Source organism: Rossellomorea yichunensis (assembly GCF_032337515.1).
Taxonomy (GTDB): domain Bacteria; phylum Bacillota; class Bacilli; order Bacillales; family Bacillaceae_B; genus Rossellomorea; species Rossellomorea yichunensis.
Window position 1 is genome coordinate 217982 of record NZ_JAVYAD010000002.1, and the last position, 23914, is coordinate 241895.

At 38.5% G+C, this 23914-nt stretch carries 30 protein-coding genes; 13 read left to right on the forward strand and 17 right to left on the reverse strand.

Annotated elements, in window-relative coordinates:
- Positions 1 to 27 precede the first annotated feature (27 nt).
- The 3 genes from RSX31_RS05530 to RSX31_RS05540 form a co-directional block, all read right to left on the reverse strand.
- On the reverse strand, positions 28 to 858 hold the full coding sequence (locus tag RSX31_RS05530) for a GNAT family N-acetyltransferase (RefSeq protein WP_315633762.1): 831 nt from the start codon (positions 856 to 858) through the stop codon (positions 28 to 30).
- 30 nt (positions 859 to 888) lie between these two features.
- Positions 889 to 1767: a gamma-glutamylcyclotransferase gene (locus RSX31_RS05535; protein ID WP_148994037.1), complete on the reverse strand. Its 879-nt coding sequence runs from the start codon at positions 1765 to 1767 to the stop codon at positions 889 to 891.
- A gap of 186 nt (positions 1768 to 1953) precedes the next feature.
- Positions 1954 to 3591 (reverse strand): AMP-binding protein, encoded by a 1638-nt coding sequence (locus RSX31_RS05540; RefSeq protein WP_148994300.1) that lies wholly within the window; start codon positions 3589 to 3591, stop codon positions 1954 to 1956.
- Between the two features lie 398 nt (positions 3592 to 3989).
- Between RSX31_RS05540 and sda the strand changes: the two genes are divergently transcribed.
- Positions 3990 to 4124 carry a sporulation histidine kinase inhibitor Sda gene (gene sda / locus RSX31_RS05545; protein WP_044336757.1) on the forward strand — a complete coding sequence of 45 codons (135 nt, stop codon included), beginning with the start codon at positions 3990 to 3992 and terminating at the stop codon, positions 4122 to 4124.
- A gap of 203 nt (positions 4125 to 4327) precedes the next feature.
- Here sda and RSX31_RS05550 read toward each other — a convergent pair whose 3' ends face one another.
- The 3 genes from RSX31_RS05550 to RSX31_RS05560 all read right to left on the reverse strand — a co-directional run bounded on the left by RSX31_RS05550 (position 4328) and on the right by RSX31_RS05560 (position 8729).
- Complete coding sequence (locus tag RSX31_RS05550) at positions 4328 to 4459, reverse strand: hypothetical protein (protein WP_262371741.1); 132 nt, start codon at positions 4457 to 4459, stop codon at positions 4328 to 4330.
- Positions 4460 to 4627: 168 nt separating this feature from the next.
- Positions 4628 to 5863 (reverse strand): 2-oxoglutarate dehydrogenase complex dihydrolipoyllysine-residue succinyltransferase, encoded by a 1236-nt coding sequence (gene odhB / locus RSX31_RS05555; protein ID WP_148994038.1) that lies wholly within the window; start codon positions 5861 to 5863, stop codon positions 4628 to 4630.
- 19 nt (positions 5864 to 5882) lie between these two features.
- On the reverse strand, positions 5883 to 8729 hold the full coding sequence (locus RSX31_RS05560) for a 2-oxoglutarate dehydrogenase E1 component (RefSeq protein WP_315633766.1): 2847 nt from the start codon (positions 8727 to 8729) through the stop codon (positions 5883 to 5885).
- Positions 8730 to 9269: 540 nt separating this feature from the next.
- Between RSX31_RS05560 and RSX31_RS05565 the strand changes: the two genes are divergently transcribed.
- Complete coding sequence (locus RSX31_RS05565; RefSeq protein WP_148994040.1) at positions 9270 to 9785, forward strand: Hsp20/alpha crystallin family protein; 516 nt, start codon at positions 9270 to 9272, stop codon at positions 9783 to 9785.
- A gap of 24 nt (positions 9786 to 9809) precedes the next feature.
- Here the strand turns inward: RSX31_RS05565 and RSX31_RS05570 are convergent, their stop codons facing one another.
- Together RSX31_RS05570 and RSX31_RS05575 are read right to left on the reverse strand one after the other, a co-directional pair.
- The gene (locus tag RSX31_RS05570) at positions 9810 to 11219 is read right to left on the reverse strand and encodes a HAMP domain-containing sensor histidine kinase (RefSeq protein WP_262371745.1); all 1410 of its coding nucleotides are present in this window, start codon (positions 11217 to 11219) and stop codon (positions 9810 to 9812) included.
- Positions 11216 to 11896, reverse strand: coding sequence for a response regulator transcription factor (locus RSX31_RS05575; protein ID WP_315633769.1), 681 nt, complete (start codon positions 11894 to 11896; stop codon positions 11216 to 11218). The genes RSX31_RS05570 and RSX31_RS05575 overlap by 4 nt, the downstream gene beginning before the upstream one ends.
- Positions 11897 to 12258: 362 nt before the next feature.
- On the opposite strand from RSX31_RS05575, the gene RSX31_RS05580 reads away from it, so the two are divergent.
- Both RSX31_RS05580 and RSX31_RS05585 read left to right on the forward strand, forming a co-directional pair.
- Positions 12259 to 13479 (forward strand): MFS transporter, encoded by a 1221-nt coding sequence (locus RSX31_RS05580; protein ID WP_148994042.1) that lies wholly within the window; start codon positions 12259 to 12261, stop codon positions 13477 to 13479.
- A gap of 176 nt (positions 13480 to 13655) precedes the next feature.
- Positions 13656 to 13832 carry a hypothetical protein gene (locus RSX31_RS05585; RefSeq protein WP_187443514.1) on the forward strand — a complete coding sequence of 59 codons (177 nt, stop codon included), beginning with the start codon at positions 13656 to 13658 and terminating at the stop codon, positions 13830 to 13832.
- 55 nt (positions 13833 to 13887) lie between these two features.
- Here the strand turns inward: RSX31_RS05585 and RSX31_RS05590 are convergent, their stop codons facing one another.
- Positions 13888 to 14343, reverse strand: coding sequence for an NUDIX hydrolase (locus RSX31_RS05590; protein WP_262371746.1), 456 nt, complete (start codon positions 14341 to 14343; stop codon positions 13888 to 13890).
- A 392-nt stretch (positions 14344 to 14735) separates the two neighbouring features.
- Between RSX31_RS05590 and RSX31_RS05595 the strand changes: the two genes are divergently transcribed.
- The 3 genes from RSX31_RS05595 to RSX31_RS05605 all read left to right on the forward strand — a co-directional run bounded on the left by RSX31_RS05595 (position 14736) and on the right by RSX31_RS05605 (position 16479).
- Complete coding sequence (locus RSX31_RS05595; RefSeq protein ID WP_148994044.1) at positions 14736 to 15461, forward strand: LamB/YcsF family protein; 726 nt, start codon at positions 14736 to 14738, stop codon at positions 15459 to 15461.
- Between the two features lie 84 nt (positions 15462 to 15545).
- Entirely contained in the window at positions 15546 to 15839 is a 294-nt protein-coding gene (locus RSX31_RS05600) for a hypothetical protein (RefSeq protein WP_148971103.1), read from the forward strand.
- 232 nt (positions 15840 to 16071) lie between these two features.
- Positions 16072 to 16479 (forward strand): secondary thiamine-phosphate synthase enzyme YjbQ, encoded by a 408-nt coding sequence (locus tag RSX31_RS05605; RefSeq protein WP_148994302.1) that lies wholly within the window; start codon positions 16072 to 16074, stop codon positions 16477 to 16479.
- A gap of 37 nt (positions 16480 to 16516) precedes the next feature.
- Here RSX31_RS05605 and RSX31_RS05610 read toward each other — a convergent pair whose 3' ends face one another.
- Together RSX31_RS05610 and RSX31_RS05615 are read right to left on the reverse strand one after the other, a co-directional pair.
- Positions 16517 to 16906 (reverse strand): thiol-disulfide oxidoreductase DCC family protein, encoded by a 390-nt coding sequence (locus RSX31_RS05610; RefSeq protein WP_148971102.1) that lies wholly within the window; start codon positions 16904 to 16906, stop codon positions 16517 to 16519.
- A gap of 85 nt (positions 16907 to 16991) precedes the next feature.
- Positions 16992 to 17576, reverse strand: coding sequence for a histidine phosphatase family protein (locus RSX31_RS05615; protein ID WP_148971101.1), 585 nt, complete (start codon positions 17574 to 17576; stop codon positions 16992 to 16994).
- A 167-nt stretch (positions 17577 to 17743) separates the two neighbouring features.
- Here RSX31_RS05615 and RSX31_RS05620 point away from each other — a divergent pair, with 167 nt between their 5' ends.
- The gene (locus tag RSX31_RS05620; protein ID WP_148994046.1) at positions 17744 to 18595 is read left to right on the forward strand and encodes an STAS domain-containing protein; all 852 of its coding nucleotides are present in this window, start codon (positions 17744 to 17746) and stop codon (positions 18593 to 18595) included.
- A 56-nt stretch (positions 18596 to 18651) separates the two neighbouring features.
- Here the strand turns inward: RSX31_RS05620 and RSX31_RS05625 are convergent, their stop codons facing one another.
- Both RSX31_RS05625 and RSX31_RS05630 read right to left on the reverse strand, forming a co-directional pair.
- Positions 18652 to 19140 carry a hypothetical protein gene (locus RSX31_RS05625; RefSeq protein ID WP_148994047.1) on the reverse strand — a complete coding sequence of 163 codons (489 nt, stop codon included), beginning with the start codon at positions 19138 to 19140 and terminating at the stop codon, positions 18652 to 18654.
- A complete protein-coding gene (locus tag RSX31_RS05630; RefSeq protein ID WP_148994048.1) occupies positions 19124 to 19609 on the reverse strand; it encodes a hypothetical protein in 486 nt (161 codons plus the stop codon). Before RSX31_RS05630 ends, RSX31_RS05625 begins: the two co-directional genes overlap by 17 nt.
- Before the next feature lie 137 nt (positions 19610 to 19746).
- On the opposite strand from RSX31_RS05630, the gene RSX31_RS05635 reads away from it, so the two are divergent.
- Positions 19747 to 19941, forward strand: a complete 195-nt coding sequence (locus tag RSX31_RS05635; RefSeq protein ID WP_262371747.1) for a hypothetical protein — start codon at positions 19747 to 19749, stop codon at positions 19939 to 19941.
- Between the two features lie 610 nt (positions 19942 to 20551).
- Positions 20552 to 20743 (forward strand): hypothetical protein, encoded by a 192-nt coding sequence (locus tag RSX31_RS05640; RefSeq protein ID WP_148994050.1) that lies wholly within the window; start codon positions 20552 to 20554, stop codon positions 20741 to 20743.
- Between the two features lie 88 nt (positions 20744 to 20831).
- Here the strand turns inward: RSX31_RS05640 and RSX31_RS05645 are convergent, their stop codons facing one another.
- From RSX31_RS05645 to RSX31_RS05660, 4 genes are all read right to left on the reverse strand, one after another.
- On the reverse strand, positions 20832 to 21287 hold the full coding sequence (locus RSX31_RS05645; protein WP_315633774.1) for an NUDIX hydrolase: 456 nt from the start codon (positions 21285 to 21287) through the stop codon (positions 20832 to 20834).
- Positions 21288 to 21336: 49 nt separating this feature from the next.
- Entirely contained in the window at positions 21337 to 21663 is a 327-nt protein-coding gene (locus RSX31_RS05650) for a VOC family protein (protein WP_315633776.1), read from the reverse strand.
- A 22-nt stretch (positions 21664 to 21685) separates the two neighbouring features.
- On the reverse strand, positions 21686 to 22051 hold the full coding sequence (locus RSX31_RS05655; protein ID WP_315633777.1) for an aminoacyl-tRNA hydrolase: 366 nt from the start codon (positions 22049 to 22051) through the stop codon (positions 21686 to 21688).
- A 73-nt stretch (positions 22052 to 22124) separates the two neighbouring features.
- Positions 22125 to 22349, reverse strand: coding sequence for a hypothetical protein (locus RSX31_RS05660; RefSeq protein WP_148994054.1), 225 nt, complete (start codon positions 22347 to 22349; stop codon positions 22125 to 22127).
- A 276-nt stretch (positions 22350 to 22625) separates the two neighbouring features.
- Between RSX31_RS05660 and RSX31_RS05665 the strand changes: the two genes are divergently transcribed.
- From RSX31_RS05665 to RSX31_RS05675, 3 genes are read left to right on the forward strand one after another with little or no spacing between them, the layout of a single operon-like run.
- A complete protein-coding gene (locus RSX31_RS05665) occupies positions 22626 to 23222 on the forward strand; it encodes a TetR/AcrR family transcriptional regulator (protein ID WP_187443515.1) in 597 nt (198 codons plus the stop codon).
- 4 nt (positions 23223 to 23226) lie between these two features.
- Positions 23227 to 23571 carry a DMT family transporter gene (locus RSX31_RS05670; protein ID WP_148994056.1) on the forward strand — a complete coding sequence of 115 codons (345 nt, stop codon included), beginning with the start codon at positions 23227 to 23229 and terminating at the stop codon, positions 23569 to 23571.
- Positions 23571 to 23885, forward strand: coding sequence for a DMT family transporter (locus RSX31_RS05675; protein WP_148994057.1), 315 nt, complete (start codon positions 23571 to 23573; stop codon positions 23883 to 23885). The genes RSX31_RS05670 and RSX31_RS05675 overlap by 1 nt, the downstream gene beginning before the upstream one ends.
- The last annotated feature ends 29 nt before the right edge of the window (positions 23886 to 23914 follow it).

The following is a 23914-nucleotide window of genomic DNA, read 5'->3' on the forward strand; positions in this document are numbered from 1 at the left end:
CGTACCACCCCATTTCACACAAAGCGACTATTTTTTCTCACTTATCAAAACGGCCTGCGCATTTCTATTCACTACCCAATATTGATAGGTTGAAAACGCTTGGAAGCCCAACCTCTTGAGAATGGGGGCGGAGTGACCGACTCTCGCCTGACAGGTTACAAACCGACATTGCGCTCGTTTTGCCATATCCATTCGATGGGCGACTAATGAAGAATATACTCCTCCATGCCTTGCTTTTTGGAGCACCCCTCCTCCATTGAGGTAAAGGACTTCATGATCACGGCTGAACCGATAATTTCCGTATCCAACAGGATGGCCCTCCTTATTGTAAGCTAATGTGAACCCACCATCCGGTCCCCATTTGCTCATAAACTCTTTTCTTTGTTTAAAGATGACCGGTTTGTCTTCTTCCCGATAACCCCATATGGAGGAACTGATTTCTACAAGATCATGAATGTGAAGGTCACTTTCAACAGTAATGACTCTATGAGCAGGTGAAGGGATGAAATGATCCTGATTCAGATCAAATACCAGCCCCTCATAACGCTCTTCCAGAAGACCATCTTGTGATTGGAGGAATTCCTCTTCCTGATTGATAAGTGGCTCCCTGATCCACATACTAAAGGATTCCTTTCCATAAAACTCTTCAATCACCTTCCATTTCATATGAAGTTCGTTCATATTATTCACAATGAATTTAGGTACCTTATTAGCAAATACATTTTTCAACTGTTTATTTTTAATTGCAACGATTCCATCACTGTGTAAACTATCCACTTCACTCGGTATCAATCGATCTGGATAGTCCCAATGGTGTGATTCTATTGCAGTAAATAATAGATCATCACTTACCTTCATGACTTCACCTCCCGGAACTCATTCGTACATCTACTCTTCTCCGATAAGAAGATTCTGCACCTGCTCTTCCGTCATCCCTATTCCAACTAATTGTTGCTGTAACTTTTCATGATAAGACTTGCTTACATGTGGCCTGCTGCCACGTAGAATCTCTTTTGCATAATGATTTGGGGGACAGGTTTCCTGACACTTATCTTTCACAATAAAGGTTAATACGTCCTTGTAAAGCTTCCCACCAATCTGTATGTCGATGAAAGCTGCTCTATACCATCCAGGTGCTACCCCTTCTCTAGTGAACAAGTATTCCACTGCTTGTTGAGGGAGCTCATATACTACCCCTTCCATCGTCCCTTCATCCTCAATGATGTCTCCCCGGCCACCATCATGTACTTTAAAGAGATACTTCATAGAATATCCTTCTAGAACCCCTGCACCAAGACAGTTTTTAAAATGGTGATCTACTTGCGCTATTTTAAAACGCTCATCATCCATGCAAGAACCATACGCAAAATAAAGGATCCTATCAGGCTTTTCATTTAGAAACTGGTGTACTTTCCAATCTCCTGAATGAATTTCTTCCTGGAACAATTCTTCGTTTTCAGAATAATAAACAAAAGCTTCCTGCGGTCCATTATCCGTTTGGACAAGTTTAAGCTTTCGCATATAAAGGTTTTCTTCACGTTCTTCGATGAAATCCTCCAATTCATCTAACGGTGATAATATACTGGGGTCGATTTTATATAATTCGCCATAGGTGGTCCCGTTGCCTTCTTTTAGTGCAGGATATCCTCTTTTAGTATCGTAAAGTACCCCTTCCACCCAAGCTTGTTCCCTAATCAATATGGCTTCCTTTAATAAAAAATGATTGCTTTCGTGTTTTCTTAACGTCCCATAAACAAAAACGTACACAGATGACCCTCCAATTGTTTACATAATTATATTATTGTTAATATATTAATGAGTCTTTTCTTTATTTTAGCAAATAGTCTCTGAAATTTCAGTTATCTAATACTCTATTATACTTTTTATTTCCGCATGAAAAGGACATTCCCTGTGAATTGGGAATGTCCTTTTCGAGGAAGCGTTTTCAATTTATTAATTACTTTTAGGCAGGGCTGCTTCTTTCGCCTGCTCTCTTAAACGAAACTTTTGAATTTTCCCTGAAGCTGTCATTGGGTACGAATCAGTAAACTCGATGTACCTTGGAATTTTATGACGGGATATCTTCCCTGTACAATATTCTCTGATCTCTTCTGCTGTTGCAGTGAGGCCATCCTTCATAATAATCCAGGCCATAACTTCTTCACCATAGACTTCATCAGGAATTCCAATGACTTGAACATCTAATACCTTTGGATGGGAATAAAGAAATTCTTCAATTTCTCTCGGATAAATATTCTCACCGCCTCGAATGATCATGTCTTTTAATCTTCCTGTAATTCTACAATAGCCGTGTTCATCCATGACCGCTAAGTCACCAGTATGCAGCCAACCTTCCTGATCTATGGCTAACCTTGTAGCCTCTTCATTCTTATAGTACCCTTTCATGACGTGATACCCACGCGTACATAACTCCCCCTGGACACCATGGGGAACTTCCCTGCTCGATCCAGGCTCCACAATTTTCACCTCTACATTTGGCAAGGCTTTTCCAACCGTTTCCACCTTTAATTCAATCGGGTCATGGGTACGCGTCTGCGTAATAACAGGGGAAGATTCGGTCTGCCCATAGGCGATGGTTATCTCATCTGCCCCCATTTTGTCCATGACGCCCTTCATTACTTCGATCGGACAGTTACTTCCGGCCATAATTCCAGTACGCAAATGGGAAAGATCGTATTGTTCAAAGTCTGGGAGGTTTAACTCGGAAATAAACATGGTTGGCACCCCATGAAGGCCTGTACATTTTTCATCCTGTACCGTTTGGAGAACCTGCTTCGGATCGAATTCCTGTAATGGAACCATAGTAGCCCCAACAGATACACATGCAAGTGTACCCAATACACATCCGAAGCAATGGAAGAATGGAACTGGAATACATAAACGGTCTTCGTTCGTCAATCTCATGCACCCTGCAATATTATAACCATTGTTTACGATATTAGAATGGGTAAGCATGACTCCTTTAGGAAATCCTGTCGTTCCTGAAGTGTATTGCATATTGATGGCATCATGGGGGGAAAGGCTTGAAAGTCTTTCATCCAACTCACCTTCCTCAACATCATCCCCTCTTTCCATAATATCCTGCCAGCTATATGTACCTGGATATGTCTTCTCCCCTAAGACAATTACATTTTTTAAATAAGGAAGTTTTGAGCTCTCTAATTCTCCGGGCTTAGACGTTTTCAATTCGGGACAAATCTCATACAACATGTCTATATAGGAAGCACCTCTGAACTCTTCCATCAAAATAATCGTTTTACTGTCAGATTGCTTTAATAAATATTCTAATTCAGCAGTACGATAATTAGTATTTACGGTTACCAGTACAGCTCCCATTTTCCCTGTCGAAAACTGACTTACTAACCACTCAGGAGTGTTAGAGGCCCATATCGCGATATGATCTCCTTTATTGATTCCAAGATTCATAAACCCTTTTGCAGCTTGCCTGCACTGTTGGTTGAATTCATGATAAGACCATCTTAATCCTCTGTCTGCGTAGACAACCGCTTCAACCTCAGGCTGTATACGAGCTTTTTCTTCGAGTAATTCACCTACAGTTGCTTGTATTATCTCCGACAAATGAATATCCCCCTTTATCTGTGTTCATGCTAAGCCTGGAACCTTTCAGTATATGAAGTCAAAGAGGTTAGATTCTCAGTTACTTATGCGTGTAATATTATCACAAAAATTAAAATTTTCAAACTAATTAATAAGGATTTTTTGTCTTTATTACTATTAGGTGAATAGTTCCAGATAGGAGTTAAATGACAAGTTTCTACATGCTAGCGATGTGACAAACTTTTAATATAGACAAAAAGCGTCTTCTCTAAACCTTTTTCTACATAATAACTAAAAATACTACTTAAGACGTAATTTATAAAAAACCCTTTTCAAATCAGTAATTTCTATGTAGAATATATAGAAAATATAGAAAATTCTATATTTTATACATTCCTGGGAGGTTGGTCATGAAAATCTTAAGTAATGAACAGTTGGTGGCAGCTTATCGTGATGCTGAGAAACAAGGGAATGATCAAGACTGGATTTTGCTTCTTAAGAAAGAAATTCGTAACCGAGGATTAAAGCCTTTTAGGAAATCTTGACAATGAAAATTAAAAAAGAATACTAGATTATATCTCACCCCCTGAGATGCGATTTTTACGACAGACTCATACTCACTTGAGTCTGTCTCTTTTCATTCTTATTCATTTAAACTGTGCTACTGAATTCAGCTTCATGCTCTCCAATCGATGATTGAGAAAAATCAACAACACATGTTGAAGCGTATTCATTATAGAACTATGCCTTAACTGTGTTTCTTAATTTTGGATCCATGGTAGTCCTCAATTTGTTTGAATTGCTCATTATCCAATAAACCTATTTTATGAAATAGATACGAATATTGAATCACTTTTTTCGAATTAAAATTCTTCATCATTACGTCTCCCTCCTATTCATGTCCGAGAGTTTCCTTTAGCAAACTTTATTTTAGTTATCCATATTTTATTCTCTTAGTAAAAAAACGTGAAAAAAAGCTGATCCACAATCCACTAATGGATGTATGAATCAGCCAAACATTCATCTATTCTTATTCAATCAGGACTACTTAGCCTTCAAGTAGTAAGTCTTCTGGATTCTCAAGTAAATCTTTTACCATTGCCAGGAATCCAACTGCTTCTTTCCCATCAATAATTCTATGATCATACGATAAAGCAATGTACATCATAGGGCGGTTTTCCATTGTATCTTTATCGATGGCCACTGGACGAAGCTGAATTTTATGCATTCCTAAAATCCCAACTTGCGGTCCGTTTAAGATTGGAGTCGATAGTAATGAACCGAATACCCCACCATTTGTAATCGTGAATGAACCACCTTGCAGATCCCCAAGAGATAATTTATTGTTTCTAGCCTTAGTAGCCAGTTCCATGATTTCCCCTTCGATTTCTGCAAAATTCTTGCGTTCACAATCGCGTACAACAGGTACTACCAGTCCATCATCCGTAGATACAGCTACCCCAACGTCATAGAATTTCTTAAGAACAATTTCATCCCCATCGATTTCTGCGTTCACGTATGGGAACTTCTTAAGAGCCGCTACGACTGCTTTTGTAAAGAAACTCATGAAACCAAGTCTTACATCGTGGTCATCAAAGAATTTATCCTTTTTACGTTTTCTTAGCTCCATTACTTTACTCATGTCAATCTCATTAAACGTAGTAAGCATTGCAGCTGTTTGCTGAACCTCTACTAAGCGTTTCGCAATCGTTTGACGACGGCGTGACATCTTCTCACGAACTACCGGCTTTCCATCATCTTTTTTCGCAGGTGCCTTCTTTTCTTGAACAGAAGGTTTAGATGGAGCTTCTGCCGGCTTATTGCTATAGGCTTCAATGTCCTGCTTACGGACACGGCCTAGAGGATCTGTTGGCACATCGGAAAGATCGATACCTTTTTCACGTGCCAACTTACGAGCCGCAGGAGAAGCGATTGGACGATTTTTTTTGTCCTCTTTCGCTGGTGCTGCTTCAGTTGCCTCTTCTTTCTTCTCTTCCTGTTTAGGGGCAGGTGCTTCTTCTTTTGTTTCAGAAGTAGCTGGAGCTTCCCCACCTGCACCAACAATGGCAATAACTTGACCGACTTCAACCGTATCGCCTTCATCAGCTTTAAGTTCTTGAATCGTACCTGCTTCCTCTGAAATGACTTCAACATTCACTTTATCTGTTTCCAGCTCAACGATGTATTCGCCCTTCTCCACATAATCCCCTGGCTGTTTCAACCATTGTGCGATTGTACCTTCTGTAATTGATTCTGCTAATTCTGGAACTTTAATTTCTGCCACTGTGATGTCCTCCTCTTTCTTATCGAGTTAACGCTTCGTTAATAATTCGTGATTGTTCTTTTTTGTGTACTGTTGGTTCACCTTCTGATGGACTGGAACGTCTGCGACGACCGACATAATGCACTTCAACACCCTCAGGTGCAATGTCACGGAGTCTTGATTCTGCAAATGTCCATGCTCCCATATTCTTAGGTTCTTCTTGAATCCATACAATTTCTCTAAGGTTTGTATATCTTTCCAGGATGGCTGATATATCACCTTTAGGGAAAGGATAAATTTCTTCTACCCTAAGAATGTGTAACCAATCTTTATCATCGATATTTTGAAGCTTCTCTTCTAAATCTATCGCAATTTTTCCGCTACATAATACCACCCGTTCAACAGCATCCTGGTTCTCACCAAGACCCTTTTGCTCCAGAACTGAATGGAATTCTCCGTTGGCTAATTCCTCAGCTGTAACGGCAGCAAATTGATTACGGAGCAAGCTTTTCGGCGTCATGATTACAAGTGGTCTTACTTCTTCTTTTTGTAAAATGGCCGCTTGGCGTCGAAGAATATGGAAGTATTGACCAGCAGTAGAACAGTTGGCAACCGTCCAGTTATATTCTCCACCCAGTTGCAGGAATCGTTCTAAGCGGGCACTTGAATGCTCAGGCCCTTGACCTTCATATCCATGCGGTAATAACATAACCAGGCCGGTTTTTTGACCCCATTTTGCACGGCCGGCAGAAATAAATTGATCGAACATCACCTGTGCCATATTGGAGAAATCACCAAATTGAGCTTCCCAAAGAACCAACGTCTCAGGTGCAAATACATTGTACCCATACTCATATCCAACTACAGCTGTTTCAGTAAGGGGACTATTAAGAACAACAAACGAAGCATGACTGTCCTTAAGATTGTGTAAAGGAATGTATTCTTCACCGGATTTTTCATCATGAAGAACCAGGTGACGTTGAGCAAATGTACCACGCTCTGAATCCTGTCCTGTTAATCGAATCGGCGTACCATCCTTCAATATAGAAGCAAACGCTAACGTCTCAGCATGGGCCCAGTCAATTTTCCCTTTACCTTCAAATACCTGGCTGCGTCGCTTTAAAATGCGCTCCAATTTCTTGAACACATTAAAGCCATCCGGCCATTGAAGCAGTTCATTATTTAAACCTTCAAGCTTGTTAAAATCAACACTCGTATTAATTTCCGGTAAGCCATTTGCCACATACTCTGGTGGAGCAAGAATGGTATCGGGATCTTCGTCTTTAGCAGGTACTTTATCGTAAGCCGCTTTTAATTCTTCTTCGATGTCAGTATCCATTTTCTCTACATCTGCTTCAGTGACGATTTCTTCTGAAATTAATTTATCAGCATATAGTTTCTTAACATTTGGATGGTTTTGAATGACTGAGTACATTAATGGATTCGTCACCATCGGTTCATCCATCTCGTTATGACCAAATCGACGGTAGCCGATCAAATCAATGACAAAGTCTTTTCCAAAGGTTTTACGATATTCATAGGCGAGCACCGCTGCAGCAAGACAAGCTTCAGGATCATCTGCATTGACATGGACAATCGGAACTTCAAAGCCTTTGGCAGTATCAGATGCATATTTCGTAGAGCGTGAATCACGGCTTTCAGTCGTGAAGCCGATCATATTGTTCGCAATCAGGTGAATCGATCCACCCGTGTTATATCCGCGTAATTGACTCATATTTAAAGTTTCAGCTACAACACCTTGTCCAGGGAAGGCAGCATCTCCGTGAATCATGATGGCATAGGAAGATTCCGGTGATTGCTCTGGATAACCCTTATCTTCACGAACTTCTTGTGCAGCACGTGTATAACCAGCCACAATCGGGCTCACAACCTCTAAGTGACTTGGGTTATTCGCCAGGGTAACACGCGCTCGCGCTGTTGACGACTGTAAAGGTGAGATTTCGCGATCAGCACCTAAATGGTACTTAACATCACCTGTCCATCCATATGTAATCCCAATTGATCCTTCTGATGGAATCAGATCCTTGCTTGGGGCATGTTGGAATTCAGCAAAAATCATTTCATACGGTTTACCAATAACATGGGCCAATACGTTTAAGCGCCCTCGGTGTGCCATACCGATATTGACTGTTTTCGCACCTGATTCAACTGAATAACGAACCATTTCGTCCAGTAATGGAACCATAGAATCAAGTCCTTCAATGGAAAAGCGCTTCTGACCGACAAATGTACGGTGAATATATTTTTCAAATCCATCCACTTCGGCAAGCCGTTTTAATAACGCAAGTTTCTTTTCCTTAGAAAGAGGAGTGAAATAGGATTCTGATTCAATCTTTTCTCTTAACCAATTCTTTTCTTCAAGCTCATGAACATGAGCATATTCAAATGCCAGTTTTTTAGTGTAGACCTGTCTTAAATGATTGATTGCCTGCAAGCCATCCTTTATGTGAGAAGGTGCATTCGGGCATAAGAAATCAACAGGAATCTGCTTTAAATCTTCTTCAGATAAATTAAACTCAGATAGTTCAATCCTTCTTGTGTCTATATTTCGGTCATTAAGGGGATTAATATCCGCAGCCAAATGACCATATGTACGAATATTATCTGCTAATTTGACTGCAGCTACCATTTTACTTAACGCGGTCGGTTGTGCCGGCAACGTGAATGATGTATCCCCATGCTGAGCACTTGCGATTACTTGTACGTCTTCAGTTGTAGGAGGGCCCCATTGTTCGAATAATTCTTTTAATTCAGGATCTACGTCTGTTGGATCCTCCAAGAATTGTTCATAAACCTCCATTACATAGCCTAGGTTAGGTCCGTAAAACGATTGCCACGGTTCCCCTTTTGCCGATTGCTTTTTCATTGTGAAAAACCTCCAACTATTTTGCCAGTTAGTATAATTTGGGTATCATGTATTCTTACAATTTCAAAGCCATATTTCATTATGCAAGAATAGTAATTTTAAACACATTAAAACGCTTACAAGGACATTTTATCACTGTGCAGTAGTAAGATAAAGTCTTTATGACAAATTTCTCAAAATTTTGTTTTCCGTATGATGCATATGGATATTACTTATATTCCCATAATAAATTACAAGAAAACCTTTTTGTATATCGACTATTCTGAAATAATATTTTATTAAGCGCTTTCTCTTTCACCTTCTTGTATCCTTGATGTGAGGGTACTTTTTTCATAAACCATCTTACTACTGTTACTAAAAAAAACCAAATATTTTTTGTTATTTTTCATAAATTTTTATAGATTATAAGACTTTCAGAATGATAAAGAAACTTTATGTAATTCATTTCTTCCATATTGCAAATGAACTCATCGCCCATACATTGCATACAATATAACAATCATGGCAGTTGGTCTATATAGATAAAGTGAGGTGGTTCACATGTTCCCATGGAGTTTATTTCCTTTCAATAAAGACATGAAAGATCAAATGAATCAGATGAATCCGAAAGAAATGGATTCCTATATACAAGGTATGATGAAAAAAATGTTCCCGGGCGGATGGGAAGGTATGATGAATCCGAATGATATGATGAGCGGGGCACAATCCTTTATGAACCCGATGGGCAATCAGGGGCAGAAATCTCAGCAGGGGCAGCAGCCTTCTCCTTCTTCAAATTCAATACCTGCAAATGTCTTTGAATCATTTGAGGATATTTACATCCGTTTTCAAGTTCCAAGTGAAGAGTCGATGAAGCAATTGAAAATTTTCCACACGTCGAATCAGGCAATTATCGAAAACATCCCTGAACAGGGTGAAAGACAGGTCATTACACTCCCTTGTCTAGTGAAAAAAAAAGGCGCAGTGGCTCAATATAAGGACGGCATATTAGAGCTGAAAATACCTAAAAGCATCGACATGCAATATACAGAAATAGACGTCTCAGATAAATATTGAGACGTCTTTTCTCGTAGAATATATTTAGTGAGCATACTTAAGAGAGATACGAATAATGGTACCTGCGGGTTCGTTTCTTAAGGCTAAGATATCACCGTTGTAGTTTTGGATGAGCTTTGATGCAATGGCTAACCCCAAACCATATCCGCCTTTTTCACGACTTCTGGCCTTATCCACACGGTAAAACCGGTCAAAAACCTTTGGAAGATCATCTTCTGGAATTCCGATTCCTTCATCTTTCACCTCGATCATCACTTCTTCGTCACGATTCACCAGCTTTATTTCAATGTTTGAATGCTTATCAGAATACTTAACGGCATTATCTAACAAGATGATCATAATTTGTTCAAGATGCCTTGGCATAATAACCACCATCGCTTCGTAATCCAACTCATCCAAGCACAAAAAAGTGTGTTCTTGATGTAGAAATTTAAAGTCCCTAATAACCTTATCAACCACTTTTTGTGGATTGGCACGAGCGGTTTGAAGGTCAAATTTCTCACGATCCGCCCTGGAAAGTTCTAGCAATTCACCTATTAACCTTTTCACTCTTTCAAGTTCTTCCAATGATACCTGTAAAGATTCTTCCAGTATCGACGGATCTTTTTTTCCCCACCTGTTTAACAGAGCGAGGTGTCCTTCTAATACCTGTATAGGCGTTCTTAATTCATGTGATGCATCTTCAACAAATTGTTGCTGTTGCTGAAACGATTTCTCGATTTCGCTCATCATTTTATTGAAAATTTGAGATAGGTCACTGATTTCATCATGGGCCTTCACAATCTCCACTCTTTCATGAAATCCTTTTCTTTCGATGGATCTCATTGTTTCAGAAAGCTTATTTAATGGACGCACAAAGCTTCTAGCCATGAAATAGCCGATAATTGCACTGATCAATAGCGCTAATACCCCCGTGATCGTCATCATCCAAAACAGGTTTTTCATGATCTTTTCATATCGGCTCAAAGGCTGAATCATTTCAATATATCCGTTGAATTGACTAGATCTTATCGGAGACCTCCCAATAAGCATTTGTTTTCCCTCAGATTCAATGAGTGTAACTGCCCTCTCTCTAACGGGTTGAAAAGGAATGTAAAAAGCTGATTCATTTTCGCCTCGTATTTCCAATACTTGATCACCCTGACGATCTAAAATACGTATAGTCTGGTCTTTTTCAGCTATTTGCTTCATCAAATCCCTGCTATCAAAGATGTCCTGGAGCTGTATATTTGGCCCTTTTTGTTTAAAAAACACCGTAATTTCATCCAGAACACGACTAAAGTTATTTTCTTCTTCATCCACCATCCACTTACTGATTGCATGATATTGAAAAAAACTAAATAAGAAAAAGGCAAGGAATATGGCTGAGCCAGCCGCTAATGCCCACTTCACTTTAAGAGAAGAGGGCTTAAATCGATTCATGAATGTATTCATGTCCTCATCACATACCCGGTACCGCGTACAGTTTGGATGTAGCTATCTTCATCAGGCGAATCAATTTTATTTCGCAAGTATCTTACATAAACATCCACTACGTTCGTTTCAACCTCAGTATCATACCCCCACACTTTATTGAGAAGGACTTCACGGGTCAAAACAATATTTTTATTTTCCAAAAAGGCGAGTAAAAGGTCATACTCCCTTTTAGTGACCTCAATTTCATGTTCAAGCTTAAATACTTGCCGTGACTCCTTTTGAACGGTGATATCACGGTAATGATACGTTGTTTGAGCCGAAGCTGTTTCTTCATTTCCGGCTCGTCTAAATACGGCTCTCAATCTCGCTAACAGTTCTTCAATAGCAAAAGGCTTTACGATATAATCATCTGCACCGCTGTCCAATCCTGATACACGATCCATTACACTATCCCTTGCCGTAATCATGAGGATCGGAATAGCCTTCACTTGCCGGATTCTTCTGCAAACCTCAAGTCCGTTTAAATTCGGCAGCATTAGATCCAATAAGATGATGTCCCAATCCTCGTTCAAGCCTTTCTCTAACCCCTCTCTCCCATCATAGGCAAGACCCACTTCATATCCTTCATATTTAAGTTCCAGTTCAATGAACCTGGAGAGATTTTTTTCATCTTCTATGACTAAAATTCTTTTCACATCATTCACCTGCTCTAAATACTTAATACGTCTTATTTTATTTTACTTTTGCTGAAAATAAAATCATTAAGCGCTTGAAAGATTTCAATTCCTTGATATGTCATTAAAGTAATGGCAGTAAAACTGAAAAATAAAATAGGAATTATTCGAATCCACATGGTTCTTACCTCCCTTTTATCATTACAGTCATCTTCCTCCACTTTCATTAAATTTGAATGAGAAAAGGGTAAGTTTTCACTTAGAGAAAGAAAGAAAAAAATCAGAAGTTTACATAATGATATTATAATCAAATAATTAAATGGTATGAAATTGCTCCTGTTGAAGAAAATAATAGTGTTATAAATAAGAATGAGGTGCACGAAATGGAAAGTAAGAAAAAATTAGATTTACTGGCGTTATCTTCTATTCCTTTAGTTATGACACTCGGGAATTCAATGTTGATCCCTGTTCTTCCTCAATTAGAAAAGGAGCTTAACATTACTGGATTTCAATCAAGCTTGATCATTACCGTCTACTCCATCATAGCCATACTCTGCATTCCAATTGCCGGTTACTTATCCGATCGTTTAGGGAGGAAAAAAATTTTAATACCCAGTTTAGTCATTGCAGGAATCGGTGGCCTCATTTGTGGATTTGCTTCCATATACGGTTCTAACGCATATATTTTTGTAATGGTAGGAAGGGTTGTTCAAGGAATTGGTGCCGCCGGCGCCTTCCCCGTCGTCATCCCTACCGTCGGTGATCTGTATGAAGATGATGATCAAATCACCAAAGGGTTGGGCATAATCGAGACATCTAATACATTCGGCAAAGTTCTAAGTCCGATACTTGGTGCATTATTTGCAGCATGGATTTGGTTTATTCCCTTCTTTTCCATTCCAGTATTTTCACTTTTATCCATTCTTCTCATCGTCGTTTTTGTAAAAGTCCCAGCAAAAAAAGAAGAAGTAGCGAAACAAACCATTAAAGAATTTGTTCATGAGGTGGGAATTGTCCTTAGGAAGGAAAAGAAATGGATTTTCGGAATTTTTATTATCGGAATCATTTCCATGTTTACTTTATTTGGATTTTTATATTATTTATCAACCCGTTTAGAGCAGGCTTATGGAATTAACGGAGTAATGAAAGGACTATATTTAGCAGTTCCACTCCTTTTTTTATGCCTGACCTCCTATATAACCGGAAAAGTGATTGGAAAGAGCAAAGACAAGATGAAGTGGGTCATCGTATTTGGATCCCTAATGAGTTCGGTTGCTTTCATACCATTAATCTTTACTGAAGGAAAATGGATCATCTTGAGCATTTTTTCCATTGCTGGTATCGGAATGGGTGCAGCCCTCCCCTGTTTGGATGCATTGATAACAGAAGGAATTGAGAAGGAACACCGTGGAACCATTACCTCCATATACAGTTCAATGAGGTTTACAGGTGTCGCTTTAGGTCCTCCTTTAGTAGCGTTGATTGAACCTTTGAGTACCTTTATCATTTTTATAATTCTAAGCCTATTTTCCAGCCTCGTCGGCATGTTTTTCATTAAAGTTCCAGAAACTCCCCCGCAAGCTGTCTCAACTAAAAAGGCTTAGAAATTCAATCCATGATGAAAAAAACGGTGCTGGATGCAGCTCCGTTTTTTATTGCAGCCACTTTTCTGAGTAGAATATTGAAAGCTCGTACTCTACGATCCCAACATGTTTATTTCGAATCATAATGTGGTAGATATATCCATAAACATGATAAGGATCGTAAGGGAGGAATATATATGACTTGGATAATCGTGATTGTTTCTCTTTTTATACTTCTCATTCTGGCTGAAGAAGTCATTAATTATTTTCTACGTACAAAAGTAATTGATCATCAGCCCAAGGCGAAAAAAAGCGAAGGAAAGATGAAATCTTTGTTTCATAAAGTAAAGCTGAAACTGACTCATTCACAGTAATTGGTGCTACATAGACTAAAAGGTGGAGAAGTTTTTTCTCTGCCTTCCACTTAAATCACTTCTTTGACACAATATGCATCGTTTCATTTGGTTGATGTGCTAACATATCTTTAACCTCTTGAGGATATACTTGTACTTCAGAAAGTTCTGCAATGGGAATCCACTTATATAATAAACGATCGCCTTCCAGTCCATGAAAGGCGTCCTTTTGAAAAATTGCCCTGTCTGTAGATTTCACTTTATAATAAAATCCAATTTCATGGAAATCCCATTCTTTATACGGAAAGAAATTTTCGTTCACCATGATCAATTGTTCTATATGAATATCTATCCCTAGTTCTTCTTGCATTTCTCTCTTTAAACTTTCCTGTGATGCCTCTCCCATGGCGACTCTTCCACCGGGCAACGACCAGTAACTGTCTTCCACTTGTTTATGTAATAAAATATGGTCCTGTTCTATCCAGACGGCCACTACCCTGTAATTAAAAACGTTTTGCTTTTGTTTAAACAATATCCATTTGCCCCCTCCTTCCCCTCATTCTAACCCATAAAAAACCAATTCCATCTAAAAATATACAAAAAGAAGACAAAAGCTTCAGCAAAACTTTTGTCTCCAAAGGAAAGAAATTAGAATGGGTCTTACATAATAAAGATTTAAACAAAAAGAAAGCTACCCCACTTTCTTTTTGCTTAGGGAGTGATAAATCCTTATTCATAAGCAAGATTCATTGTAACGGGTGAAAAAGTGAACTCTATTAGAACAAGATTAAAATTTGATGAGAAAATCATTTTCTTCCTTAATTCCCCACTACTCTATCAGAAAGCATCCAGATTAAATTTATGATATGATAAATAAGAATTCAGAATGTTACAATTCATTCTAGTGGATGAAAGGATGGAAAAATGAAAATCGATTTAAACTGTGATTTAGGAGAAAGTTTTGGTACATATACAATTGGACAAGATGAAGAAATGATGAAATACGTGTCCTCCGTCAATGTCGCTTGCGGATTCCATGCAGGAGACCCCCTCGTAATGAAACAAACAGTCACAAATGCATTAAGTCACAACTTAAAAATAGGTGCTCATCCAGGGTTGCCTGATCTTCAAGGCTTCGGAAGAAGAATGATACAAATAACCCCTGAAGAAGCATACGCCCTTGTACAATATCAAATTGGCGCCCTACTCGCTTTCATTGAGGCACAAGGAGGTAAGTTGTCACATGTTAAACCTCATGGTGCCCTTTATAATATGGCTGCGAAGGATTCCGAACTGGCTGTATCGATTGCTAAAGCAGTATTCGACCTTGACCCTGGATTAACATTGTTCGGCCTTTCTCAAAGTGAGCTGACAAAAGCAGGTGCGGAAATCGGATTGCATGTTGCACATGAAGTCTTTGCCGATCGAACCTATCAATCTGATGGTTCACTAACTCCCCGTTCCCTTCCGAATGCCGTACTTCATGATGAAAACCAAGTTGAAAAGCAAGTCTTACGAATGGTTGAGAAACAAGAAGTAGTTTCAACAGATGGTGAGGTATTATCAATTAAAGCGGATACCATTTGTCTTCATGGAGACAACATGGCTGCTTTGAACCTTGCAAAAAGATTATATGAAAAGTTAAGTTGAATCATATAAGGGCTATACATAGCCCTTATTCTATGGAGAATGTAAAGGATTTGTCTATTGTATAGAAGATAGGAGCAATCTCTAATGAATAAGACTTTACTACTCGAAGGGTTCCGTTGGATGTTCATCTTACTTGTTGCTTGTGTCATCATTCTCTATGGTTATCAGCGGTACCTTTTGCACTCTAGCATTGAAACATCTCTACAAACCGTATCTCCCGACTCAACCATCATAGGAATCATTCAAACTCATACCACTGACAATAAAGAAAAAGTGTATGAAGCTCTATACAAGACAACAGACGGCAAATGTTACCGAGCTTCATTCGAGCGTAAGGGGCGCACATTCATAGGAAACCAGGAGGCATCCTGCGAATAGGGTGAGTAGACAGATGAACCGAGTTATACATATCTTTCCTCATTTCGAATCAGCAGAAGAAAAATAAAAAATCAGAAAATTCATGGGATTTCCCCCTCGTCAGATTACACTCGTTTTCCCGTCTACTGCGATTATTCCAACTTGTGAAATTTGATAAAGAGTATGTCTGGTTTTAATCAGGCCATTTAGTGGAATGTAGAGGAATATGACATACATGGAAAGGATCATTGCTATGATAAGAACTCTTACAATCGATACAAAAAAACGTGATGAGATGGTTGATATCACTACTTATGTCCAAGACATCGTCATCAATGAAGAAATGAAGGAAGGTATTGTTGTGGTTCAATCCTTACACACCACAGCCGGAATCACGGTGAATGAAAATGCGGACCCAGATGTAAAAACGGATTTTCTACGTCGATTAGACGAGGTATATCCTTGGGAACATACGCTCGACCTTCATGGAGAAGGAAACACGGCTGCTCATTTAAAGACAAGTACGGTAGGACACTCTCAAACAATCATTGTCACTAATGGAAGGCTTCAATTGGGAACTTGGCAAGGCATCTACCTCTGTGAGTTTGATGGTCCTCGCTCCGGAAGAAGGGTTTCGATAAAAACGATTGAAGCTGAATAAGGAACGAAAAGACTCGGGGGCTTTCTACCGAGTCTTTCTATTCGATAAAACGATCTCTAATGTTTTGCGAAGGCAGCATACAAGAATCTTGTTTTCCAAACCATTTATATCTATTCTTCGCAATCCATCTGTATACCCTATCTCTTAGGGGCTTAGGGACGATTATGCATGTATTGATAAGCTTCCATGGCCATGTCAAATGAGAGCAAACCTTTAAAGCAGCGGTTGATTCCACATACGCTTTATTTTCTTCAATTAATACAAAGCTATCTGTAGTATTCGGAATGTTATGCTTCTGTAATAATTGTTGACCAATATCGCTTTGTAAGGAAGCAAATTGGAAGATCCCTTCAGGATCACGTTCGATAATAAATCGCACACTACTATTGCAAAAATTACATATGCCATCAAACAAAATTATTGCCAATGAAATCACACCGTTTCAGGAATATCCCATATTTACTTCTGATTATAATAGAATTCATAACTTCATTCCAGGAAGTTATCTGCTCTCAACTTTTAAAATGCTCGGATAGGTGACCTACTTCATTGTAGGAATGAACTGCCCATCGTTCACTTCTAAAATGGAGATTGGTCAGGCAGCCGTTAAAAAGCTTCACATGCTCCAGTGCTCCCTTTTCTTGATGAAACTCCCGCAATACTGCATTGATGACAGCACCGTGAGCAACCAACAGTACCTTCTTTGCGGGAAACTGAGCATGAATCTCTTCCAGCCCTTCCTGCACCCTCCCGACCAACTCTTCATACGATTCCATATACGGAAAGTTAAAATCAGGATACCGCTTTTCCCTTTCTTCACGGGATAATCCCTCTCCCTCCCCAAAATGGCGTTCCTTGAAATGATCCATTTCCACAATTGTCAGTTTCAATGATTCATTGATAATTTCCGCTGTTTTTCTCGCTCTCATTAAAGAAGTGGTTATGAGAACATCCCATTCTGATTTCTTCAAAAACTCCCTGCATTCTTCTGCTTGACGTTTTCCAGTTTCATTTAATGGTATATCTGTTTGGCCCTGTAATTTACCCAATAGATTCCATTCAGTTTGACCATGTCTTACTAAGCATATTTGAGTCATTTCATTTACTCCTTCTGTCAAATTTCTGTTTCTATTTGTCCGTACAATATCATGCTTCAAGAAATCTATAATTCTACTAGATTTTATGATATACTATATTACCATTAAAAGAGATTATTTCGAAAGTTTTAAATAAATGAGGCAGTATAAGGAGTTGGCTGAAAAGGATGAGAGATGAATTATTATATCTGGGTCAAGAAATCGTTTCACATAAATCTGAAATTGCTAAAGGTGTAATTGACTATCAGGAACAACGATACTCCGAACAACTTAAGTTTTCAGGTGTTAACATGGAGAAAGTCACAGAGTGGAGAACTGAGTTAATACAAATATTGGGAGAATCTTTACTTGAAAATCAAAAGGATTCTCTTATTAAAATAAAAGAGTGGACGCAGAAAGTTGGGAATATTGCTATTGAAAAAGGTATCTCCCTAAACGAATCTTTAAAAACTCTATCAACATTCCGTACGGCCATTTGGGATTTCTTCCATCATCAAATTGACAATCAAATTTCAGCCTCTATTATGCTGCAATCAAACAAAAAGATAAATCCCTTGCTTGATGAAATTGCTTATCTTTTCAATGAGCTATTTATTAAGCAACAGAAAGATCAGTTGGCCCTGGTTCATTCTGCCATGGATGAACTATCAGCACCGATTGTGCCGATAGCTGACAAAATTGCAATTCTTCCTCTTATTGGGGAAATTGACACTCATAGATCCAGCTCTGTTATGGAAACGGCACTAAAGAAAAGCTCTGAATTGCAATTAGACTATTTATTTATTGATATATCCGGTGTAGCAATCATGGATACGATGGTTTCGCATAATATCTATCAAATTGTAAATGCTTTAAAAATGATGGGTGTACAATCGGTATTAACAGGAATTCGTCCTGAAGTTGCCCATACATTAGGGAATCTGGGTATAACCTTCGACGATTTAAAAACCAGCTCCAGTTTAAAGCAAGCCCTCGAAGACATCGGATTCACTCAATATGAGGTTGTCCTCCCCCTATAATGAAAACCAGAAGCCACATGCAGCATGGCTTCTGGTTTTTTGGTTATTTACAAACACTAGGCACTCTTATTTATTTTATGATGAAATAATAGTTGAATGCTTTGAACAGCCATATATATGGGAATCGACCAATACATTTCATACCCTTTATCGAAATGGAATATACCGATTCTGACCGTGAACCATTCCATCAAGATAGAAAATGCTGTCCAGATCAATAAATAAGCAAGGTTCATAATCCCTCTTATCTTTAGCTTTTTATATATGTATATGAAGAAATAACTATAAGGGCCATACATGATGTAACTTACAAAGTCAATTGCCTGGTAAGCTGAACTGTCATTGACATCATAAAAATCCCATGGAGGAATACTAATTGTATGATCATAGAACATTCCAATTGAGATGCCATAAATATAATGACTTAACCCTTCGAGGAATGAAAATATTTTTGGAGTGATCCAGATCAATAAAAGGAGAGTGAATAGACTAATGATGATAAACCATTCGTTTAAGTCAAATGACCTCTCATAGATTCTGTCCACTGTCTCTCTCCTCCTTTTTCTGCAAATAATAAAGCCCTTGACCTATCCAAATACACATCAATAAATATGTTCCATTAATGATAATTGTATTTAACAGGCTCCAGTGAGGATACTCAAGCGTTTTAAAGTGTATGTGAAGGATATCCAATACACTGATAAAGCATAGCAAACATACAAATAATAAGAATCGATAAGTCCTATTCCCGTAATTCAAGTAACCGTTCACCATGACAATCCCGACTAATGGCAAAATGCATTCCCGGTTTATCAATAAGCTGATAAATTGAGTGACATCCTCTGACGCCTTCATCCACTCCAGGTTATTGGTCATAATCGTAATATAGTTCGTTGAAATGATCGATAACACCATGAACTGTATGAAGTTTGAAGTAAATGAAAGCTTTTTTCGCATAAAACTGACAATATAAATCAGTATGATCAATATGGAAATAAAGAAAGGAAGAGACATTGATTTCTCCTTAGATTTTTCTTACTATCCTTGCCTTAATCGACTCATTACATAACCAAAATAGTGACAAGAGAGTTTGGATGTTTGTATTGTATTGCAAGGGGAAAAGAGTAAAGGAGAATAAAGGAGGTAATTTTATGAAACATGAATCTATCACCCCCAATGCAAGAGATGAAATAAAAGAAGTCTTTGTGGATGGTTTGCAGCGTGACCTATCACCTGAAGAAGAAGGACTTATCACAGGATGGACTCAAACCTTTAACAAAAGCGAACGTGCAACCATCATTAATATGCTAAAAGAACTACTAAACAAACATAAAAAACATGACTAAACCTAAAGCGGAGGCTGCTTGGTCAGAGGCGACAAGCATAAGACAGGACTACCGGAAAGGCGCTCTTTGCCTTTTTGGTAGTCCTGTCTTATGACCTCGAGCCTCTAGCCGCCGGAGCTGGATGAACCAAAAGCGGAGGCGGCTTGGTCAGAGGCGACTAGCATTAGCAATCCGTCATAATGCGAGAATAAAGAAAAGGCAAGCCTGAATTTTAAGGCTTGCCTTTTCTCTTTTATAGTAATGTTCCTCTTACCTATCACTCGTCAAATCTAGAAGTTTATCAATATCAATGCGATAGATTGGGCGATTTATATCCTCTTGTCCAAGTTCTACGGTATCTTCTAGTACATCATCGATGTTCATACTTTTAAATACCTCCCAAGTTGTGTGTCTACTCTGCATGGCTACAAACCTTTTGCATTCTTATCAAAGAATACGAAAGAAGGATCCCATTCATGGGGGTACTTACAAAATTATTTTTTAAGATGAATTGTAGGTAATAATCTTAAATTTGAATCAAATGATTCACTATGTTAATGTTAAGCGACTATTGATTCTACTTAAATAACAAAATGGGTAGAATAGCTTTCTCCTTAAAGGAGGCATTTCAATGAAACGATTTTCCATGCTTCACGTTCCTCAGGATTATAGGCATAGGGGGCGTCCGGCGGTTACCGTTCATGTTCTACCTGTTCACAAAGAATATTTCGCGATAGGTAAATCATTAAAAGGGAACGGCCGGGCTGCAAACAACAATGAAAAACTAGCCGCATATTATGCGTATCTAGATACTTTAACATAAACGCTCTTCTCTATAGAATGACTTATTAAAAAAAGCTGATCAGATAAGTTTCTGATCGGCTTTTTGCATGTTGAAATGACTCATTCCTTTATCCTAATTGTTTCTTAAATTCATTTAGCATACACTGGTGGCTTCCCACAATAGTATCAGGTAGTTCTTCTAGATTACAAAACTTTAGTTGAATGGATTCAGAGTGTTCTGCTTTCATTTCTCCACTGTACTCATTTGTAAAGTAGGCTGTGGTGACTACATAAAACTCATCTCCATTTTCAGCAATAATGTATTGATCCGCACCAGAATATACGTTTAACAGATTCAACTTACCTAATGTCAGATTCGTCTCTTCCTTCACTTCTCTCCTCGCCGTCTCTTCCGTTGTTTCTGCCAATTCCATTAATCCCCCAGGCAGTCCCCATGAACCGTTCGGAAATCTCCTTTGCTGCAGAAGCACTTCCTGTCTGTCATTCAAAATAATGACGACCGAACCGACTAAAATAAGAGAGCGTGTTCCAACAATTTCTCTTAATTCTTCTATGTAACCCATTGATCAATCTCCTCTCTGAATCTGCTAACGCAATGATACCCAGACCAAATTAGTCCGTTGTATACTGACAAGCCTCAAAACCATTACCATCTATATCCCAGAACTCAAAAAACGTAACCTCTCCAACCTTTACGTCCTTTTCCACAAGCTTTAACCGGGTCTCTTCCAGTGCATCAGAAAAGAGAATCGGCTTGACGGATGAGGGACGGACTTCTCCTTCTTGAACCGTTAAAGTAGAGTCTCCTTGACCTATTTGAAACACAACATACTCTCCCGAATCAAAAACGCGCTCAAACTCCAACACCTCTACATACCATTGAATAGACCTTTTTAAATCTTTTACACACATATGGACCGTATCGACTTTAGAAAACAATGAAATACCTCCTTCTTTCTCTCTAGTTTTTTAATAGTGTTAAGTGCCCGACAATCTCTTTTGCTTCAAACTTCTCCATTGGCGGAAGTGCCACTACTGTTAAAGATCCCTCTTTAATTTCAGTCAATCCGCTATCATGAATACTGAAATATCCATCACCCTCTAATTTCTCCAGCTCACCGGTTTTTCCCTTTAAAACAATTTTTTTCATTCCAGTCTGCACCCATTCTACAAAGTCTGCTTGTCGATCTTGAAAAGGTGAATCAGATGACATCATCGTCAGCGTACTAAGAGTAGCAGCATGTGCCACTTGCGCTGCCGTTTTCCCTTTTGACATATTAAGTTCCTTATTAACAATAAAATATTGAACGAGATCACGCTTATTCATTCGTCTAATCAGCCCTTTTTATCATTTAATACTTGTTATTTTAACATGCGAAGGAGATGTACCTCAGTATTATTTACTTCCTTCTTATTTTCACGTAATTATTTTCAACTGAAACTATTTTGACCCTCTCTCCTATTTTATAATCTAAATATTGATCACAATCCAACTTATAGGTGTGACCGTTATCAAATTTCATAGAGCATGAAGGATCGCTGCTGTTTTCATCTATAACCTCACCTGATTTAATTCCTTCCGAACCTTTTTTATCATTCGCCGGAAAGTACTTTTCCTCAATCATTACCCAGTCCTCATGACTGATAACCACCAGCTTCAGAATAACGAGCCCCGCCAGAAGAACAAGTAACATACTAAGTATCGCAAATTTTGCCCGTAAGCCCATCATGTATATCCCTTTCCTTCCATATAAAATCAACAAATGATTATATGAAAGGAATCTGATATATATTCATTCATTTGAAGAAAGTGGATTATCTTCCCCTCTTGCATTTATTTAAAAAGAGATATAAACTAAAACTAACGACCGTTAGTTAGTTTGAAGGGAAGGTGAATGAATATGAAGAATGACAACAAACAACTCATAAAAGATGTCGCCTTGGAACTATTCGGCCAAAAAGGTTATGAGGATACCTCATTAACGGAAATTGCAAACTCGGTTGGAATTAAAAAGCCATCCATTTACAACCATTTCCGAAGCAAAGAAGATATATTTATGGAAGTGATTGAGGATTTAAGTGTGTCTGAAGTGACTGCCTATAAGAATGCATCGAAAAAAATGAATATAAATGAACCACTAAAGAATGTACGAATCCTCTTTGACCTATTTTGTCACCGATTAGTTACAACCAAAGAAGCTCTTTTATGGAAAAGAGTCACATTCTTTCCTCCAGAAGTGTTTAAAGATCTTATTCAAAAACAATTCATTCATTTTGAACAGGTGACAACAGCAATTTTGGTATCGATTTACCAAGAAGGTCAAAAACAAAAACTGTTCAGTGACATCGAGGAGGATGAATTTATTGCCTCCTTTTTATGTTTAGTGGATGGTGTCTTTTTAGAACATCACTATTACACAGAAGAAATTTTCAGACAACGAATAGAATCGGCTTGGAAGGTTTACGAATTAGGTATATCAAGTCGTAAAGGAGAGTAGCATCATGGGTTGGATATACGTTATTATTGGTGGAATTTTAGAGATTGGCTGGGCTACTGGGTTATCCCTTTCGGAGGGATTTACAAAACCTATCCCAAGTATTGTCACTGCGGTTCTCATCTTAATCAGCTTTTATTTCTTCTCAAATTCCATGAAATTATTGCCAATCGGAACTGCATATGCCGTCTTCACCGGTATTGGAGCAGCCGGCACTGCCGTTGTAGGAATGGTATTTCTAAATGATGGGATTAGCATTTTGAAAGTTGCGTTTATTACACTACTCATTTTTGGAGTGATCGGCCTCAAAATGAGTGATAAAGAAGAGCAAGATACAGGGAGGTCTTACTAATGGCGTGGATGTTACTCATTTTTGCCGGGTTCTCTGAAGTTGTGATGGTAACGTTTATGAAGCTTTCTGAAGGATATAAGAAGCTGGCCCCTTCCATCGTAAGCTTCGCAGCAGGAGGTATAAGCTTTTATTTATTATCCCTTTCTCTACTAGATATCCCAGTAAGTACAGGATATGGAATCTGGACCGGGATAGGATCTGCAGGTGCTGTCATCATCGGGATGATCTTTTTCAGGGAAACGAAGGATTTAAAGAGATTATTTTTTATTAGTTGCATTATAGGGAGTATTATTGGTTTAAAGATTGTTTCATGACTTTAATAAAAATGTCCAGCCATAGTATT